Origin of the sequence: Neobacillus niacini NBRC 15566 (assembly GCF_001591505.1) — a bacterium.
Lineage (GTDB): Bacteria > Bacillota > Bacilli > Bacillales > Cytobacillaceae > Neobacillus > Neobacillus niacini.
In genome coordinates, this window is sequence record NZ_BCVA01000002.1 from 176406 (window position 1) to 195659 (window position 19254).

18 protein-coding genes are annotated in these 19254 nt (G+C 37.2%); 13 read left to right on the plus strand and 5 right to left on the minus strand.

The genetic code is table 11. From position 1 onward, the window contains the following. Positions 1-152: 152 nt before the first annotated feature. Complete coding sequence (locus BANA01_RS29005) at positions 153-353, minus strand: YlaI family protein (RefSeq protein WP_082799369.1); 201 nt, start codon at positions 351-353, stop codon at positions 153-155. 171 nt (positions 354-524) lie between these two features. Between BANA01_RS29005 and BANA01_RS02815 the strand changes: the two genes are divergently transcribed. Beyond that, the gene (locus tag BANA01_RS02815; RefSeq protein ID WP_063251571.1) at positions 525-980 is read left to right on the plus strand and encodes a pyridoxamine 5'-phosphate oxidase family protein; all 456 of its coding nucleotides are present in this window, start codon (positions 525-527) and stop codon (positions 978-980) included. Between the two features lie 18 nt (positions 981-998). Here BANA01_RS02815 and BANA01_RS02820 read toward each other — a convergent pair whose 3' ends face one another. Then, positions 999-1586: a YhcN/YlaJ family sporulation lipoprotein gene (locus BANA01_RS02820; RefSeq protein ID WP_063251656.1), complete on the minus strand. Its 588-nt coding sequence runs from the start codon at positions 1584-1586 to the stop codon at positions 999-1001. Positions 1587-1784: 198 nt separating this feature from the next. Between BANA01_RS02820 and BANA01_RS02825 the strand changes: the two genes are divergently transcribed. Next, positions 1785-3113, plus strand: coding sequence for a PhoH family protein (locus tag BANA01_RS02825; protein WP_063251572.1), 1329 nt, complete (start codon positions 1785-1787; stop codon positions 3111-3113). A gap of 62 nt (positions 3114-3175) precedes the next feature. On the opposite strand, the gene BANA01_RS02830 is transcribed toward BANA01_RS02825, so the two are convergent. Continuing rightward, a complete protein-coding gene (locus BANA01_RS02830; protein WP_063251573.1) occupies positions 3176-3673 on the minus strand; it encodes a hypothetical protein in 498 nt (165 codons plus the stop codon). A 172-nt stretch (positions 3674-3845) separates the two neighbouring features. Between BANA01_RS02830 and BANA01_RS02835 the strand changes: the two genes are divergently transcribed. The 3 genes from BANA01_RS02835 (at position 3846) to pyc (ending at position 9006) form a co-directional block, all read left to right on the plus strand. Continuing rightward, positions 3846-4127 (plus strand): Fpa/YlaN family protein, encoded by a 282-nt coding sequence (locus BANA01_RS02835; RefSeq protein WP_063251657.1) that lies wholly within the window; start codon positions 3846-3848, stop codon positions 4125-4127. Between the two features lie 175 nt (positions 4128-4302). Then, positions 4303-5502 carry an FtsW/RodA/SpoVE family cell cycle protein gene (locus BANA01_RS02840; protein WP_063251574.1) on the plus strand — a complete coding sequence of 400 codons (1200 nt, stop codon included), beginning with the start codon at positions 4303-4305 and terminating at the stop codon, positions 5500-5502. A gap of 63 nt (positions 5503-5565) precedes the next feature. Then, positions 5566-9006 (plus strand): pyruvate carboxylase, encoded by a 3441-nt coding sequence (pyc, locus tag BANA01_RS02845; RefSeq protein WP_034674221.1) that lies wholly within the window; start codon positions 5566-5568, stop codon positions 9004-9006. 46 nt (positions 9007-9052) lie between these two features. Here the strand turns inward: pyc and BANA01_RS02850 are convergent, their stop codons facing one another. Then, positions 9053-9958, minus strand: coding sequence for a COX15/CtaA family protein (locus BANA01_RS02850; RefSeq protein ID WP_063251575.1), 906 nt, complete (start codon positions 9956-9958; stop codon positions 9053-9055). Positions 9959-10534: 576 nt separating this feature from the next. On the opposite strand from BANA01_RS02850, the gene cyoE reads away from it, so the two are divergent. The 8 genes from cyoE to BANA01_RS02890 all read left to right on the plus strand — a co-directional run bounded on the left by cyoE (position 10535) and on the right by BANA01_RS02890 (position 18553). Further along, entirely contained in the window at positions 10535-11470 is a 936-nt protein-coding gene (cyoE, locus tag BANA01_RS02855) for a heme o synthase (RefSeq protein ID WP_063251576.1), read from the plus strand. Positions 11471-11654: 184 nt separating this feature from the next. Next, positions 11655-12713: a cytochrome c oxidase subunit II gene (gene coxB, locus BANA01_RS02860; protein ID WP_034674188.1), complete on the plus strand. Its 1059-nt coding sequence runs from the start codon at positions 11655-11657 to the stop codon at positions 12711-12713. Positions 12714-12745: 32 nt separating this feature from the next. Next, the gene (ctaD, locus tag BANA01_RS02865; RefSeq protein WP_034674190.1) at positions 12746-14620 is read left to right on the plus strand and encodes a cytochrome c oxidase subunit I; all 1875 of its coding nucleotides are present in this window, start codon (positions 12746-12748) and stop codon (positions 14618-14620) included. Beyond that, a complete protein-coding gene (locus tag BANA01_RS02870) occupies positions 14620-15249 on the plus strand; it encodes a cytochrome c oxidase subunit 3 (RefSeq protein ID WP_034674192.1) in 630 nt (209 codons plus the stop codon). The genes ctaD and BANA01_RS02870 overlap by 1 nt, the downstream gene beginning before the upstream one ends. 4 nt (positions 15250-15253) lie before the next feature. Then, entirely contained in the window at positions 15254-15589 is a 336-nt protein-coding gene (gene ctaF / locus BANA01_RS02875) for a cytochrome c oxidase subunit IVB (RefSeq protein ID WP_034674194.1), read from the plus strand. A gap of 124 nt (positions 15590-15713) precedes the next feature. Then, positions 15714-16619, plus strand: coding sequence for a cytochrome c oxidase assembly factor CtaG (ctaG, locus tag BANA01_RS02880; protein WP_034674196.1), 906 nt, complete (start codon positions 15714-15716; stop codon positions 16617-16619). A 208-nt stretch (positions 16620-16827) separates the two neighbouring features. Further along, positions 16828-17292: a DUF420 domain-containing protein gene (locus BANA01_RS02885; RefSeq protein ID WP_034674198.1), complete on the plus strand. Its 465-nt coding sequence runs from the start codon at positions 16828-16830 to the stop codon at positions 17290-17292. Between the two features lie 88 nt (positions 17293-17380). Continuing rightward, entirely contained in the window at positions 17381-18553 is a 1173-nt protein-coding gene (locus tag BANA01_RS02890; RefSeq protein ID WP_034674226.1) for a GNAT family N-acetyltransferase, read from the plus strand. Between the two features lie 290 nt (positions 18554-18843). Here BANA01_RS02890 and BANA01_RS02895 read toward each other — a convergent pair whose 3' ends face one another. Next, on the minus strand, positions 18844-19203 hold the full coding sequence (locus tag BANA01_RS02895; RefSeq protein WP_034674200.1) for a YugN family protein: 360 nt from the start codon (positions 19201-19203) through the stop codon (positions 18844-18846). Positions 19204-19254: the final 51 nt, after the last annotated feature.

Genomic DNA, 19254 nt, shown 5'->3' on the forward strand with positions numbered 1-19254 from the left:
TCATGCCGGTTTCGGCATGAATTTTTTTTACTGTCCAGCTCCAGCGCCTAGGAGCTCGGGTCATAAGCCAATCCGTCAAGAAGGCTAAAGAACAGCCTTCTGGCCGACTTGTCTTATGCCTGTCGCCCCTGAGCAAGGCGCCTCCGCTTTTCTTACCAATCGTCTTTCTCAGACTGTTCACGATAAAATCTGAAGTTACCTGTATCAATTCTTGCTTTCGTTTTTTCTGTGATTCTACTGCTGCAGTCTTGGCACATATATGTATGGATTGGACGATTTCGAAGACGTTTTGCTATAAAGGATTCATCTTCTATCGATTCAATTTTGTCGCAGATTACGCACTTAACTCTCATAATACACCTCAAATCCTCTAGTCTTGCTTTGTTTATACTATAGTATATCATGCAACTATCATGACAAGTAAATCAATCTGATTAAGTTGCTGAAAAAAACAGATAATAGTACTATGAGAATATCTGTTTTCTTAAAGATAGATAAGGATATGAATAAAGGAGTTGAAAAAAATGCCAAATCAAGTAGAACCAAGACTTATTAAGCCTTTATATGATGAACTGCAAAAAGAAAGGTTTGTAACATTAGCAACAGTGGATTATGAAACAGGTGGTCCAAATGTAAGTGCGATATCTTGGATTTTAGCAAAAGATGAAAAAACAATCTATTTTGCCGTAGATAACAAATCAAGAATTATCCAAAATATCACAAAAAATAATCAAGTGGTTATTAATTTAATTGCGAATGAATCTACATATTCCATACAGGGTGAAGCTTCATTGAAAGAAGAGCGGCTGCAGGAAGTTCCTTTGAAGCTAGCATTGATTGAAATAAAGATTCACGAGGTTAGAGACGTAATGTTCTATGGTTCAAAAATTGTCACTGAACCGCAGTATGACAAAACGTATGACAAAAATGCAGCTGCAAGGCTGGACAAACAGGTAATGGAAGCAATGAAAAAAGCTTAGTCTCACGACTAAGCCTTTTTATTTATAATGATTGGATTGATCTTCCTGATCTTTCTCTAACTCTCGTTTTTGGTCATCTGGCAGCTTTTTCTTTGGTTCCTCAGGGGCGTTTTTAGGATTTGGATCTATCATATCGCCTGGGATTTCAGGCATTAACCTGCCCGCAACGTCTGCCAATTCTTCCATAATACCTTGAATGGGTCTTCCTTTTTCGATATCTGCTGCAATTTCTTTTAGACGTTGATTGGTATCTGCGTCAGCCACAACAATGGCAGTTGCACCATAAGGGTCTTTTTTTAGACTTTCAGCCACAGAATATTTGATTAACCCCACTTGAGATCGTTCAATCTTCGAATTTACATCAATGCCCACAATGGCATACCTGCCAATAACAACAGCAGTAGCGTCATGAACATTTGGAATACTAGTGGCAAGCTCGACTAATCGTTTAGAAATCTCTTGACCTGTTTTCCTGTCTACATTTTCGATATTGCTGTTCTTGACATTAACTAATGATTGCTTCTCGTTATTTTGTGCATTGTTAGTGTTATTATTACAAGCGGCTAAGATCAATAATAAACAACTAAGCATAAAAACCTTTTTCATTAACATATCCACCTCCACAAAGAGTTATATAAGGATTCCTCAAGGATACACGAGTTTTGTTTACTCAACTTACATTTATTGTGCGGAATTCCTTCTATCTTTATTCGAACAAACATATATTTTACCAAAGTCCTATCTAGCATTCGGTTTTGTTTGAACCATGAACAAGCCACAACTAGAAAAAGTGGAGGCGTCGCTTTGAGTAAAATATACGTGTTAGATACAAACGTCTTATTACAAGACCCGTATTCCATATTCTCATTCGAAGATAATGAAGTAGTCATTCCTGCAGTTGTCCTTGAAGAAGTGGACTCAAAGAAGAGATACATGGATGAAATTGGTAGAAATGCCCGCCATGTATCAAGATTAATTGATGAATTGCGAGCAGCGGGGAAGCTTCATGAGAAAATCCCACTTGAAAATGGTGGAACCATTAGAATTGAACTTAATCATCGTGCCTTTCATGAATTACAGGAAATTTTTGTTGAGAAAACAAATGACAATAGGATCCTTGCGGTAGCAAAAAACCTATCAACAGAGGAACAACAAAAGGAAGATGGAAAGCCAGTAATCCTTGTAAGCAAGGATACGCTAGTCAGAGTTAAGGCTGACGCAATTGGGTTAACAGCGGAGGACTTTTTAAGTGATAGGGTGGTCGAAATCGACCATATATACACTGGTTTTTTAGAGGTTTATTTATCTGGAGAATTAATGGGTAAGTTTTATGATAAAGGGGAGCTGCCTTTATCGGAGATAGGTAAGTATTCGTACTATCCCAATCAATTCTTAATCATGAAAGATGCTTTAGGTGGATCTGCTTCAGCGTTAGGAATGGTGGATAAAACAAAGCAAATGGTAAAAAAACTTGCGATTAATCAGGAACATGTATGGGGGATTCATCCGAGAAATGTCCAACAAACCATGGCAATTGAGTTATTGCTTCGAAAAGATATACCGTTAGTTACATTAATAGGAAAAGCAGGTACAGGTAAAACGCTTTTAGCTCTAGCATCAGGATTAATGCAGACGGAAGATTTTAGAGAATTTAAAAAGTTATTAGTAGCTAGACCGATTGTACCTGTTGGTAAGGATATAGGTTATTTACCCGGAGAAAAACAAGAAAAACTTAGACCATGGATGCAGCCGATATTCGATAATCTTGAATATCTATTTAATACGAAAAAACCTGGTGAATTGGACGCGATCCTTGCAGGAATGGGTTCAATTGAGGTAGAGGCTTTAACCTATATAAGGGGAAGAAGTCTGCCAAAACAATTTATTATCATTGATGAAGCACAAAACTTAACAAAACATGAAGTAAAAACAATTTTAACACGTGTAGGTGAGGGCAGTAAGATTGTCTTAATGGGCGACCCAGAACAAATCGACCATCCATATCTTGATGCATACAATAATGGGTTAACCTATGTCGTCGAACGTTTTAAAGACCAAGTTATTTCGGGACATGTTAAATTATTAAAAGGAGAGCGATCTGGATTAGCAAGACTGGCAGCAGATTTGCTGTAAAATGCTAAGGTAAAATAAAATACAAATGTTCCAAACGGGTACCGATTGGCACCCGTTGTTTGCTATTTTACAATAAACTCCCTGACATGTTTAATTGGTTCTTGCTGGTTAGAGCCATCTCCGAAATAAACGTGGACAGGCCCATCTTCAGAAAGTGGCTTCCCCGCATTGGAGAAACCTAAAACTAGGTTCATTGCCTTTTCAAGGGGAATTTCATGTTCCGATGTTGTTGTTTTTATCACTAAAAAAGCTGCAGTTTCATCGGGCTCTGCATTTTTTAAAAAAGGTTGAAATGGGATCCCGAAACTTCCCGTTAATACCTTTTCCTTCTCATACTTTTTCTCTGTTTTTAAGGTTGGCGGATAAATGGCTCCTTCGGTAATTTCACGATCCCAATGTTTCGAAATTGATTTGGTATATTCCTCAAGCTCGTTTGACGGATTTGAAGTGGATGAGAAGTAAGTAGTCAAATCAATCTTTCGGTCATCAAAAATCCAAACAGTGGGTTCGAGAGTAATCGTATATTTAACCTTTCCGGACAGTACAATAATGTTTTCCATCTTTCATTCCTCCAGTTCATTTCTAGTAAATTATACCTTGAATTAGAGTGAATGTCATATAAGTAAGATGACATTCACAGTACTCCTACAGTTATAGTTCTTGCATTTTTCAGTGGTAAAAGGTAAAATTTATAGATAAGTTGGGTTATCGCTCTGAATGGGGGGATCAATGTTGGCGTCTGAAATGATTGTGAATCATCAGGAAAAAGCCTATGCCTTATTACAGGCAGACGCTGAAAAAATATTAAAGCTTATTAAAGTGCAAATGGAAAATCTCACGATGCCTCAATGCCCACTTTATGAAGAGGTATTGGATACGCAAATGTTTGGTTTATCTAGAGAGATCGAATTTGCGGTTAGATTAGGCTTAATTGAAGTCAAGGATGGTAAAGCGATACTAGATAAATTAGAAAGAGAATTATCTGCGCTTCATGAAGCATCCATTAGAAAATAGCTAAAAAAACTCAAACAATGATAGTGTGTTGTTTGAGTTTTTTATTAACTACTGCCATTTTCAGAATATTCCCATACGCAATGTTGGAGTAAAGTAACTTTTCCTCAACCCATTCGTTTCATTTTCTATTATAATAGCAATAACGACAATTTTAAAAAAACGAGGAAGTTATAAGATGTTAAAAAAAATATTGAAATCCTATGATTTTTCATTAATCATAGCCATTATTCTGCTATCTTTATTTGGATTAGTAATGGTATACAGCGCCAGTATGGCTTCAGCCGTTCAACGATACCACGTTCCTAGTGATTATTTTTATCAAAAACAAAAGCTATATTTATGCGTCTCGGGATTGATTTTTCTATTGATTGCTTTATTTCCCTATAAAATTATGAAGAGTACAAGGTTTTTACTCCCAATGGTGGGGTTATCTATATTGGGTCTCTTAGGTCTATTTGTATTCGGACAAGTTAGAGGAAATGCTCAAAGTTGGTATGACTTTGGCTTTATTAGTATTCAGCCGGCTGAGTTTGTAAAAATATCTCTTATTATTTATCTATCAGCCGTTTACGCAAAGAAGCAGGCATATATTAATAAATTCAACCATGGTGTACTTCCTCCGTTAGCCTACTTGGTAATCGTACTTGGATTGATTGCCTTTCAACCAGACTTTGGGACTGCACTGATTATTGGTTTAATTGCAGGAACAATCATCCTTTCATCAGGAATGAATATTAAAAATATTACTAAATTAATCTTGCTGGGTATGATTCTTATATCACCAGTCTTCTTAGTACTGCAGGACGAAATATTTTCTGAAAAACGTTTGGAGCGTTTTGAAGTTTTAAGTAATCCATTCGAAGATGAACTTGATTCTGGGTTTCATCTAGCGAACTCCTATATTGCGATTGGCTCAGGCGGCATAAATGGACTAGGACTAGGAAAAAGTGTCCAGAAGTTAGGCTATTTACCGGAATCACATACTGATTTTATTATGGCAGTTATTGCAGAAGAGTTAGGAGTATGGGGGGTAAGCTTCGTAATCCTTACGTTAGGTTATATAGTGTTACGAGGGATATATCTTGGATTGCGATGTAAGGATCCATTTGGAAGTTTATTAGCGATTGGGATATCCAGTATGATTGGAATACAGTCTTTTATCAATCTAGCTGGGGTTTCGGGAATAATGCCTCTTACAGGTGTCCCATTACCATTTGTCAGCTATGGCGGATCTTCACTTTTACAATTAGCAATAGCGGCTGGTATTTTAGTTAATGTTTCTATGTTTGTTAAATATGAAAATAAATATAAACAAAAGCACCTAGAAAAGAATAATAACCACCAAGACGGAAATGTATATCAATTTCGAACCTAGCGCTGGGAAAATTGTATCCCTGCGCTTTCATATAAAAAAGAGAGAAAGAATGAGGTGCTTTTGATGACAAGACAAATTAACAAAGTGTTAGTCGCAAACAGAGGAGAAATTGCCATTCGTGTTTTTCGGGCATGTACTGAATTAAATATCCAAACAGTTGCCATTTATTCGAGGGAAGATACGGGTTCGTATCATCGCTATAAAGCGGATGAGGCCTATTTAGTTGGTGAAGGGAAAAAACCCATTGATGCTTACTTAGACATTGATGGTATCATTGAAATCGCAAAATTCAGCGGTGCAAATGCAATACATCCAGGTTATGGTTTCTTATCCGAGAATATTCATTTCGCAAGACGATGTGAAGAAGAAGGCATTATTTTTATTGGACCAACTTCCACCCACCTTGATATGTTTGGAGATAAGGTTAAAGCAAGAAAGCAAGCAGAATTGGCCGGTATACCCGTAATTCCTGGCACTGATGGCCCAGTCAAAAATATTGAAGAGGTACAGGAGTTTACGCACTATTATGGTTTTCCAATCATTATTAAAGCAGCCCTGGGCGGCGGCGGCCGTGGAATGCGAATTGTAAGAAATCAAGAAGAAATGCAAGAAGCTTTTGACCGAGCTAAATCAGAAGCCAAAGCAGCTTTTGGAAGCGATGAAGTTTATCTGGAAAAATTAATCGAAAAACCAAAACATATAGAGGTCCAAATATTTGGGGATATAAATGGGAACATCGTCCACTTGTATGATAGGGATTGTTCTGTACAGCGACGACATCAAAAAGTTGTTGAGGTGGCCCCAAGTGTATCGATTTCCGATTCTTTACGTGAGAAAATTTGTGCTGCAGCTGTTAAGTTAATGAAGAATGTTGCTTACATAAACGCGGGTACGGTTGAATTTCTTGTTTCTGGTCAGGACTTCTATTTTATTGAAGTTAATCCAAGAATTCAGGTTGAGCATACCGTAACAGAGATGGTAACCGGCATTGATATTGTTCATACACAACTATTAGTTGCTGAAGGGCAAGACTTACACAGTCCGATTGTGGGAATACCTCCACAAGAGAAAATTATGCTTAATGGTTTTGCTATACAGTCACGTGTTACCACAGAAGACCCGTTAAATAACTTCATGCCGGATACTGGGAAGATAATGGCTTACCGTTCTGGAGGTGGCTTCGGTGTTCGACTTGATGCAGGAAATGGATTTCAAGGTGCAGTCATAACACCCTATTATGATTCATTGCTTGTGAAGCTTTCTACATGGGCATTAACCTTTGAACAAGCTGCTTCAAAAATGGTTAGGAATCTTAGGGAGTTTAGAATTCGTGGCATTAAAACAAACATTCCGTTTCTAGAGAATGTAGTTAGACATGAGAAGTTCAGAAGAGGGGAATATGATACATCATTTATTGATTCAACCCCTGAATTATTTGTATTTCCAGTTAGTAAAGACCGTGGGACCAAAATGCTATCGTATATTGGGAACGTCACGGTGAATGGTTTCCCTGGAATTGAAAAAAAGAAAAGACCCGTTTTTTCTAACCCAAGAATTCCTAAAGTAAAATATGATCTCCCATACCTGGAGGGAACAAAACAAATACTGGATCAAAATGGTGCTGATGGACTTGTTCATTGGATAAAGAATCAAAAAAAGGTACTACTAACGGATACTACCTTCAGAGATGCACACCAGTCGTTATTGGCAACCAGGGTCAGAACTACAGACCTTTTGCATATAGCTGAACCGACAGCCAAACTTTTACCAAACTTGTTTTCCTTTGAAATGTGGGGAGGAGCTACCTTTGATGTAGCCTATCGCTTTTTAAAAGAAGATCCATGGGAAAGGTTACAGGTGCTTCGCGAAAAAATTCCGAATGTTCTGTTTCAAATGTTAATCCGTGGTTCTAATGCAGTTGGATATAAAAATTATCCTGATAATCTTATTCGTGAATTTGTACAAAAGTCTGCAGAGGAAGGTATCGATGTCTTTAGAGTGTTCGACAGTTTAAACTGGGTACCGGGAATGGAAATTGCGATTGAAGCGGTGCGAGATAGTGGAAAGATCGCAGAAGCGGCGATTTGTTATACTGGTGATATTCTGGACGAAACAAGAGTGAAATATAACCTGAACTATTATAAAACACTTGCTAAAGAGCTAGAGAACCAAGGAGCACATATTTTAGGAATAAAAGATATGGCTGGGCTGCTAAAACCAGAAGCTGCCTATCGACTAATTTCTGAGTTAAAAGAGACTATAGATATTCCGATTCATCTCCATACCCATGATACAAGCGGAAATGGCATTTACACATATGCGCGTGCAATTGACGGCGGGGTAGATATCGTGGATACAGCTTTAAGTACGATGGCAGGGCTAACTTCTCAGCCGAGCGCAAATTCACTTTATTATGCATTAGAGGGTAAGGATAGGAAACCAGATGTAACGATTGAAGCATTGGAACAGCTTTCTTATTATTGGGAGGATGTTCGTAAATTTTATCATGATTTTGAAAGTGGAATGGTAGCGCCGCATTCAGAGGTGTATCAGCATGAAATGCCGGGTGGACAATACAGTAATCTCCAGCAGCAAGCTAAAGGTGTTGGGCTTGGCGAGCAGTGGGATGAGGTTAAACAAATGTACACCAAAGTTAATCATATGTTTGGGGATATCGTAAAGGTTACGCCATCATCTAAGGTTGTCGGGGATATGGCACTGTTTATGGTACAGAATAATCTATCAGAGGAGGATGTCCTTACTAAAGGAGACTCGATTGATTTCCCGGATTCAGTGATTGAGTTGTTCCAAGGACATCTAGGTCAACCGCATCAAGGATTTCCAGAAAGACTTCAGAACGTTATATTAAAGGGGAAAAAGCCTTTGGAGGTCCGTCCAGGTGAGTTACTTCCAGAGATTAATTTTACCGAACTAAAGGATGAGTTAGAGAAGGAGTTAGGAAGAAACATTTCAGATATTGATTTGATTTCCTATGCACTGTATCCAAAGGTTTATAAAGAGTATCTTAATACGGTAGAGCAATATGGGAATTTATCATTTCTAGACACACCTACTTTCCTTTATGGTCTAAGGCTAGGGGAAGAAATTGAAGTTGAAATTGAAACAGGTAAAACTCTTATTGTTAAACTCGTCTCAATTGGGCAGCCACAGGCCGACGGCACACGTGTGGTTTATTTTGAACTAAATGGTCAGCCTCGTGAGGTTAATATTAAAGATGAAAGTATTAAAGCTTCAGTACTAACCAGAGTAAAAGCAGACCCTAAAAATGAAACACATATATCGGCTACCATGCCTGGTACTGTTGTAAAGGTAGTAGTGGAAAAAGGGGAAAGAGTAGAACGTGGAGACCATCTCTTGATTACGGAAGCTATGAAAATGGAAACAACAGTCCAAGCTCCATATTCAGGAGTAATAAAGGAAATCTATGTGAAAAATGATGACGCTATTCAAACCGGTGATTTACTGCTTGAACTGGAGAAATAATCAATATAAAAAAGTTGCCAAGGTAAAACCTGGCAACTTTTTTTTGTTATTTATTCTTTCGCGACCTTGAGAGTAAAAAGAGAAAATAACTTAATACACCAAATAAACAGGTAATAAATAGAGCGTGCAATAATGCGATGTAAAGATTTAATCGGGTAAAAATAATAACAGCTCCCGATATTACTTGTAAGGATACTAATGTAAATGCACTAATCCAGCCCCAATAGATGACTTTTTGATGACGATATTTTTTTATTGCTAAGTATGCTGCATATGCTATCCAAATAAAGATACCTGCCGCCGCAGCGCGGTGCCCCATTTGCACCCATTCATAAAGATTACTAGGCATCGCTGGGCTGTCATTGATACATAGTGGCCAATCACGGCAAACCAAACTTGATTCGGTATGACGAACTAATGCGCCTGTATAAATAACAAAGTAGCTATAAATAGAAATAGAGATAATATGAAATCCCATTCTATTATCAATCATAAGTTTATCGGCGTCAAACTTTTTATCCACTTCAAAGATTAATAATGTAAGCAAAAATACGGCGGCAAAGGAAATCAGTGAGATTCCAAAGTGAAGGGCGAGGATAAAATCAGACTGTTCCCAAATGACTGCTGCTGCTCCAATTAATCCTTGTAACACTAGAAAGAAAAACGATAGAAAAGAAAGAAATTTGGTTTCCCTTATGTGCCCGATTACTTTCCATGACCAGATAGATAAGATCAGTACCAAAAAACCAACAGAGCCAGACACAAGTCGATGAGCAAGTTCTATCACTAACTCGGGAGTTATATCAGTTGGAACGAACTCTCCGTTACATAAAGGCCAAGATCTACCGCACCCCATACCGGACTCCGTTTTTGTTACGAGGGCACCCCCAAGTAGAACCAAAATCATTCCAATAGTAGTTGCCACTGCAAGCCACTTTAAAGAACGTTGCAAAAAATCACCTTCTTACATAAAAGTTTAATCATTTTTATCAATATTTTGTAAATATAATGATTTTAAATATGAAGTGATAAAAGTACCTATCTATCATATCGAAAACGTAGAAAAAAGAACAGAATTAAAACAGAAATTTTTGCATAACTTTTAGAAAAAATTATTGTTTAGATTAACACTATTATTATAGTGAAAACTATTGCTAAAAAAAGAAGTGTCTGTTAGTAATAGTAGGTAGGTTAAAATGAGCTTATATATAACAAACTTGAAATTTACAATTGTTGTCTATAACACAAAGAAAATATTTGGATTTTGCTTAAATTAGAGTGTATTTTATTATCTAAAGATTCTAATATATAGTATAATGGGTATTAAATAGAGGCTGACACAATTTAGACAAAAATTATTCAAAAAAAATTCACAAAAATACACTAAAGTGTGATTTAATATACAGAGAAAGTGTTACTTAAATAACAATATTATAAAATAATAATAGCTTATAAATAACTATTATAATTTGGTAAAGTTATCTATCGGGTTTATAATAATAATTAGAACATTTTAGGAGGGGGAAAAATGCCAAATTCAAAGGCATTTGGTGAAGCGACGATAGAAAATGGTTCTACGGGTCTTAATTCACATATGGAAACCACAATGTGGAAAGATTTTATGGCACTAATAAAAATTGGGATTGTAAATTCGAATCTTATTACTACTTTTACAGGTATCTGGCTCGCGCTCCACTTTAGTGGTCAAAGTTTTCTAAACAATTTAGATATTGTATTATTTACTGTTATAGGTTCCTCGCTTATTATTGCGGGTTCATGCAGTATAAATAATTATATTGATCGTGATATTGATCCGTTAATGGAAAGAACAAAATCAAGACCTACGGTTACTGGGAAAATAGTTCCTTCGAAGGTACTTGGATTAGGTATACTCCTAATTGCTATAGGTACAATTTTTCTATTCTTTACTACTGTGACTGCAACAGTGATTGGGCTGCTTGGGGTTTTTAGTTATGTTGTCCTGTACTCTATGTGGTCAAAACGACAATTGGTTTCAAATACTATTATAGGCAGCATTTCCGGGGCAGTACCGCCATTAATCGGCTGGGCTGCAGTAGACGGAAATCTTGATATTATCGCATGGTCATTGTTTATTATTATGTTTATTTGGCAGCCTCCCCATTTTTATGCTCTTGCTATGAGAAGGGTAGAGGAATACCGAGCTGCCGGCATTCCAATGCTTCCAGTAGTGAAAGGATTCAAAACAACAAAGAAACACATCCTAGTATGGGTGGCGGCACTATTACCAACACCTTTATTACTAACTTCATTAGGAATCCCATTTCTAATTTTGGCAACTGTATTAAATATCGGTTGGCTTGTATTAGGGATTTATGGATATAAGATCAAAGATGATATTAAGTGGGCAAAACTAATGTTTGTGTACTCATTGCAATATCTAACGATTATTTTTGTTGCAATGGTCATTGTAACATTGGTTTAGCTGGGATGTTCTTTCTTAATTTAGGGGAATATAAGTACTCTTCGTTGTTATAAAAAATATGGAGGCAATGAACCTATTTGCCTCTGTGTTTCTTTTTAACATTTAAGAAAGAATGAAACTACATACATTTTTGATCACAGATAATTTAAGAAATCATTTAGCGAAAGAGGGGTATGATTTAGCTATGAAAAGGCTTGCAAAATGGCGTTTGATTTCGATATTTGCGATTCTTTCGCTTATCCTTTCAGGATGTGGCGAACCGTTCTTATCGACATTAAGGCCTGCTGGTGAAGTTGCAGACATTCAATATGATCTGATGAAACTTAGTACATTGATTATGGTAGGGGTTATTGTAGTTGTTATGGTAATCTTCTTTATCGTTTTAGTTAAGTTCAGACGTAAAGATGAAAAGATTCCAAAACAAGTAGAAGGAAGTCACAAACTAGAAATTATTTGGACAGTTATACCTATTTTATTACTATTGCTTTTAGCGGTTCCAACGGTTTCTGCTACATTTAAATTAGCAGATGTATCACCTATGGAGAAGAAAGATTCTGATGCATTGGTGATCAATGTGCGTTCAAATTTATACTGGTGGGAATTTGAATATCCTGGCCAAGGAATTGTGACTGGTCAAGATTTAGTAGTTCCAACAGATGAAAAGGTATACTTTAACTTAATATCTTCTGATGTTAAACACTCTTTCTGGGTTCCAGCGGTAGGCGGTAAGCTTGATACGAATACCGAGAATGTTAATAAATTCTGGTTAGAGTTCGATAGTGCGAAGGCAGAAGAGGCTGGGGATTTATTCTATGGTAAATGTGCTGAGCTTTGTGGACCTTCACATGCTTTAATGGACTTTAAAGTAAAAACATTAAACCGAGATGACTTTGACAGCTGGGTTGCTGATATGAAGGAAGTAAAAGAACCAGCAAAAGCAGATACAGCTTTAGCTCAGCAAGGTCAAGAAATCTTTAACAAGAGCTGTGTTAGCTGTCACGCTGTAACACCGGGAAATACAACACCTCCAGAGGCAAGATTAGCGCCTAACTTAACAAACTTTGGAGATCGCTCTCGTATTGCAGGTGTATTAGAGCATAGTGAAGAAGATTTAAAAAATTGGCTGCGTACTCCTGAAAAATACAAGCCAGGAAACTTAATGACAGGTAAATATCCAGAATTAAGTGAAGAACAGCTTGATGCTTTAACAGCTTATCTAATGGGATTAAAAGTTCAGGAATAATAGGGGATTTGGTAGAAAGGGAGGTAAAAAGCGTGAGTACCTACGCACAAAAAAAGGGATTTGGCGCGACTTTATGGGACTATTTAACAACTGTTGACCATAAAAAAATCGCAATCCTATATCTTATTGCAGGTGGATTCTTCTTTGTAATAGGCGGACTTGAAGCAGTATTTATCCGCATCCAGCTTGCAGTACCTAATAATGATTTTGTTAGTGCCGGTTTATTTAATGAAATAATCACCATGCATGGAACCACGATGATATTCCTTGCAGCAATGCCGCTTGTGTTTGCTTTTATGAATGCTATTATGCCGTTACAAATCGGTGCCCGAGACGTGGCATTTCCATTTGTAAACGCCTTAGGATTTTGGTTATTCTTCTTCGGAGGAGTATTTCTAAACCTTTCATGGTTCTTTGATGGTGCACCTGATGCCGGTTGGACATCTTATGCATCCCTAGCGATGGCCTCTAAAGGTCACGGGGTAGATTTCTATGTATTGGGATTACAGATTTCAGGTTTAGGTACCCTTATTGGTGGTATTAATTTCCTTGTAACGATTATTAATATGCGTGCACCAGGAATGACCTATATGAGGATGCCGTTATTCACTTGGTCTACTTTTGTAACATCTGCACTTATTTTATTTGCATTCCCTCCATTAACTGTTGGTCTAGTCTTAATGATGTTTGACCGTATGTTTGGATCGAATTTCTTTGAAACATCAATGGGTGGTAACACAGTTATCTGGGAGCATTTATTCTGGATTTTCGGACACCCAGAAGTATATATCTTAATACTTCCTGCGTTTGGTATTTTCTCGGAAATCTTTGCAATGTTTTCAAGAAAACGCTTGTTTGGATACTCTTCAATGGTATTCGCAACAGTTTTAATCGGTTTCTTAGGATTCATGGTTTGGGCTCACCACATGTTCACGACTGGTCTTGGACCTGTAGCAAATGCAATCTTTGCTGTTGCAACGATGGCAATCGGTGTACCAACTGGTATTAAGATCTTTAACTGGTTATTAACGATGTGGGGCGGAAGTGTTAAATTTACAACTCCAATGCATTATGCTGTAGCGTTCATTCCTTCATTCGTTGCCGGTGGGGTAACAGGGGTTATGCTTGCATCAGCAGCAGCAGACTATCAATACCATGATACGTATTTCGTAGTCGCTCACTTCCATTACGTTATCGTTGGTGGTGTAGTATTTGCGCTTCTAGCAGGAACTCACCTTTACTGGCCGAAAATGTTCGGTACCATGTTAAACGAAACTCTAGGTAAAATTACTTTTTGGTTATTCTTTATTGGTTTCCATATGACATTCTTTATTCAGCATTTCTTAGGTCTATGGGGAATGCCGCGTCGAGTTTTCACATATCTTCCTGGTCAAGGATTTGAAACATCTAACTTAATTAGTTCTCTTGGTGCAGTATTTATGTCATTAGCTGTAATCGTTCTTCTTTACAATATCATTGCGACTTCTGTGAAAAATGTAAGAGTTGGAAATGATCCATGGGGAGATGGAAGAACACTTGAGTGGGCACTTCCTTCACCGCCGCCATTCTATAACTTTAAACAACTTCCACTTGTACGTGGTTTAGATGCTTATTGGTTAGAAAAGATGGAAGGCAAAAAAGGAATGACTCCTGCTGAGCCGGTAGGTGACATCCACATGCCAAATGCATCATTCTTACCATTTGTGATCGCATTCGGATTATTCGTTGCCGCATTTGGTGCATTGTATCACATGGATGATAAAGCATGGTCAGTACCAGTAATCATTATTGGTTTATTAATTACCTTTGGAGCAATGTTCTTACGTTCAGTGAAGGATGACCATGGTTTCCATATTCATAAAGAAGAATTAATGGAAGATGATAAAGATAAGGGGGTTAAGGCATAATGCACGCAGAAGAAAAATTAACATATGAAACATGGCCTGCTGAGCCTGAAAAATCAACCCTTGAGGCAAAAAATAAATTTTTAGGCTTTTGGTTCTTCCTTGGTGGAGAGACGGTGCTTTTCGCCTCTCTCTTTGCTACCTACCTTGCTTTAAAGGATAAGGTACCTGATTCATCTCATACATTAGCGAAAGATTTGTATGACTTGCCATTAACATTTGTAGCAACAATGTTGTTATTAACAAGTTCTTTAACAAGTGTTTACGCAATGTATCACATGAAAAACTTTAATGCTAAAAAAATGAACATTTGGTTAGTTCTTACTCTATTATTAGGGCTTGGATTCCTTGGATTAGAGATTTATGAATTTAGCCACTATGTGCATGAGTATCATCATACTTTTACAAGCAGTGCGTTTGGTTCTGCGTTCTACACATTAGTTGGTTTCCATGGAGCTCACGTTGCATTCGGTCTTTTATGGATCACTACACTAATTGTACGCAATGCGAAACGTGGCTTGGATCTTTACAATGCTCCTAAGTTCTACGTTGCCAGCCTTTATTGGCATTTCATTGACGTAGTTTGGGTGTTCATCTTTACAGTAGTATATTTGATGGGGATGGTGGGATAAACTGATGGCAAATCCACAATTAAATTCAGGTAACCCAAGAGTTGACATTGAATATCGCCGCAAAAAAAGTGCTGAAGAAATGAGACATCAAGTTGTTTCATTCGCCTTGATGATCTTTTTAACATTAATTGCTTTTGCAGCAGTGGCTATGAAAGGTTTCTCGGCTTGGTTTATTGTGCCGTTTATTATCCTCTTAGCTATCGTGCAAGTGATTTTTCAGTTGTACTATTTCATGCATATGAGCCATAAAGGCCACGAAGCTCCATCATTGTTTCTCTATTCTGGAGTGCTTGTTGGTGCTGTAACGGTATTGGCTTTCTCAACAATTATTTGGTGGTAATCTTTTGAAAATCGGCTTTATGCCGATTTTCTTTTTATAGGGAAATAATTCATTTCTTTGCTTCTTTAATTTGCTAACGTTTATAATAGAATTATGAATAACTACTATTTAGAGGTGATATGCGGTGCTTACATTAGATATTTTTGGCTTTAAAGCACTTTGGAGCCCGTACTTCCTATTAACTTTACTAGCGATTGTGGCTGTATATTTCTTAATTACCGTTACATTCCGCAGTAAATTTATGGATAGTGAACCATTGACTAAAAAACAGGCTGGGTTATTTTTACTCTCTATTACCCTTATTTATGCAATTAAGGGCTCGCCGCTGGATTTAATGGCCCATTTAATGTTCTACATCCATATGATTTCAATGGCACTATTAGTTCTTGTGATACCTCCAATCTTTATATTTGGAGTACCTGTTTGGATCTGGAGAAAGCTATTTAAGATTAAATTGGTTCATACACTCTTTAACTTTTTTACAAAACCACTTATTGCATTAATTATTTTTAACGGTCTATTTTCTTTTTACCATATACCGATGATTTTTGACCGGGTTATGCAAAGTTTTGTGTTACATGCCGGTTATTCGATTCTTTTATTTATCGTCGCGATATTCATGTGGTGGCCGCTCATTAATCCTTTACCAGAACATCAAAGATTAAGCGGTCTTAAGAAGGTAGGGTATATTTTTGCCGACGGTATTTTAATTACTCCTGCCTGCGCTTTAATTATTTTTGCTCCTGGCTCAATCTACGCAACCTATTCTGATCCTGAAGTATGGGCTCAGGTAATGAGTCTTTGTGTTGGTCCGGCAACATTTGCTGGATTAGATATTAGTGGTCCAGAATTATTTAGTTCAATGTCATTATTACATGACCAACAGCTTGGCGGCGTCCTTATGAAAATCATTCAGGAAATCGTCTACGGCGTAATTTTAGCTCATGTCTTTTTTGAATGGTACCGTAAGGATCAAGCGGATAGTGAGAAAGAGTTACAACAGACTTTAAAGCCCTCTCTTATCGAATAATCTCCCATATCATTGGGAGATTTTCTTTTTATTAAGCTCTTTTCTTATAGAAAACAGCTTGTAAATTTTATTTCAAAGACCAAAATAGATTATTTCGTTAAAATCGGCTATAGGATTTTAACGACAATTTTTACGAACCAGCCCATTGAAAAAATGGGCTAACTAAACTAAAATTATTGTAGAATATATATAAAGTGAGGCTCATGCCATGAATTCTCTACCGATTTTACCAACGATTAGTACTAGCTTTATCGTTTTAAGTGCCATAACTGTTGCAATTGGATGGTGGCAAATTAAACAAAGGAAAATTGAAGCACATAAGAAGACCATGTTTATGGCTGCAATATTTGCACTTGTTTTCTTTATCATTTATGCTTCTAGGACGATTTTTATTGGAAATACTGCTTTTGGCGGTCCCGACAATCTAAAAATTTACTACACTATCTTTTTAATTTTCCACATCTTCTTAGCCACCACTGGCGCTGTATTTGGCATTGTAACACTCTATACAGGTTATAAAAATAACTTAACGAAACATAGGAAACTGGGTCCAATTACAAGTGTCATTTGGTTTTTTACCGCCATCACAGGAGTTGCCGTATACTTATTGTTATATGTCTTTTTCCACGGTGGAGAAACAACCTCTGTAATAAAAGCAATTCTTGGATTCTAAAGTGTCTAAAATAGGCACTTTTTTTATTTTTATAAAGGAATTTTCACGATTTGATAGAAATAAATGTAAAAGGGGAGTGATGGTTGATATGGAAATTAAAGAACTTACTGAAAAAGATTATTCTGAATCAATGAAGCTTTCAATGTATGCTTTCCAATATAAAATACCTGAAGACAGTATTGCTTCGAGAATAGAAATGTTAAAACGCCATAAAATAATAGGAGTTTGGGAGGATGATATTCTTGCAGCTAAGCTGCATATTATCCCATACCATATTTACATGAATGATCAAGAGTGGAAAATGGGTGGCGTTGCGGGAGTAGCAACATACCCTGAATTTAGAAGAACCGGTTATGTGAAAAAGTTAATTATCGAGGCTTTAGAAAGCATGCGGAAAGAAGAGCAAATTGTTTCACTGCTTCATCCCTTTGATATTGGATTTTATCGCAAATTTGGGTGGGAAGTATTTACTGAGAACAAGAAACTTCAAATTGAGAAAAGAGATTTGACCTTTCTAAATGGTCAGCCAGGATCTATTAAACGGTTTCAAAAAGAGACTCATCACAGTGACATTGAAAGTGTATATGCTCAGTTTAGTAAAAATTATATGGGGATGCTTGTTCGTGATGTAACGTGGTGGAGGAATAACATCTACGATGATGGCCAGATTGCTGTTTACTATGATCAAAGTGGGGAACCGAAGGGTTATATCTTATTTGAAGTGAAAGAACGAAAAATGGACGTTCAGGAGTTTATAGCGCTAGACAGAGAAGCAAGAGCTGGATTATGGAATTTTATTTGTCAGCACGACTCTATGGTTGAAAATATCAGCATTCTAACATCCAATCATGAATTATTACCATATATCCTGCAGCAGCCAAAAGTAAAGACAGAAGTCACACCATACTTTATGGCACGAATTGTAGATGCAGAGAAATGTTTGCAAAAATATCGGTTTAATGATGTGACTGACAAGGTCTTTATTCATTTGGAGGATGAGCATGCACCTTGGAACAATGGAAGCTATTTAATCGGTAGTGGAGAAGTGAAGCAATTTAAGGAAAAGCAAGGGAGCAATTGTGTGCAGCCTCCACAAAGAGGCGTAAGGATGGATGTTAATTCATTAACTGCATTGCTATTTGGGTACAAGCGGCCGGCTGAATTATTTGAATTGGGATATATAAAAGGTACAGAGTCAGAAATTGCTGTTTTAGAAAAACTATTCCCATATTCCAAACCATTCTTTTATGATTTCTTTTAAGGATGGCTGTTAATTAGTCTGTTGATTTGCGCTCCACTAAGGAATGCTTCTTAGAATAAACACCGCAGTGACAGGCGGTCTTTGCCTGTACTGAGGCACTTCGCTTTCCGCAGGCGGTCCGGGGAGCCTCCTCAGCGCTTAAGCGCCTGCGGGGTCTCTCCCCAACCCCGTACTCCTGCAGGAGTCTTCGTGCCTTCCGCGCAAATCAACAGAGTGCTAATATCAATAGCTGCTTTTAACCCAGCCTGAAATAAAAATGACGCATGAATGCTATTCATGCGTCGTTTTTATTATAATGCGAATTTCTCTACTTCTTTTTTCACATCATCAAGAATTTTTTTGCATTGATTTACGAGTGATGCTGGGAAGTTTTCGCCTTCACCATACTCTACTCCATGTGGATAATAATGTTTTCCTAACAATGCCGGCAATAACTGAATAACTGCCTTATTGGTATCAACATCCCCTTCAACCGCATAGCCGCGAACACGTAAGTAAAATACGCCTTCTTTTAACTCGAATTTACGGTCATATGTAACACGCTCGTAATCCCACTGACCTTCACGGACTAAACCGTAATCAAGCATCACATCATCCAAACGGTTTAAATCAGCTTTTAACTTTTCTAAGCCAGTATTTTCGAATTTCATATCGTAGTCCCTCCTAGAAACATGCCTAACCCCTTTGTTATTTACTTAACA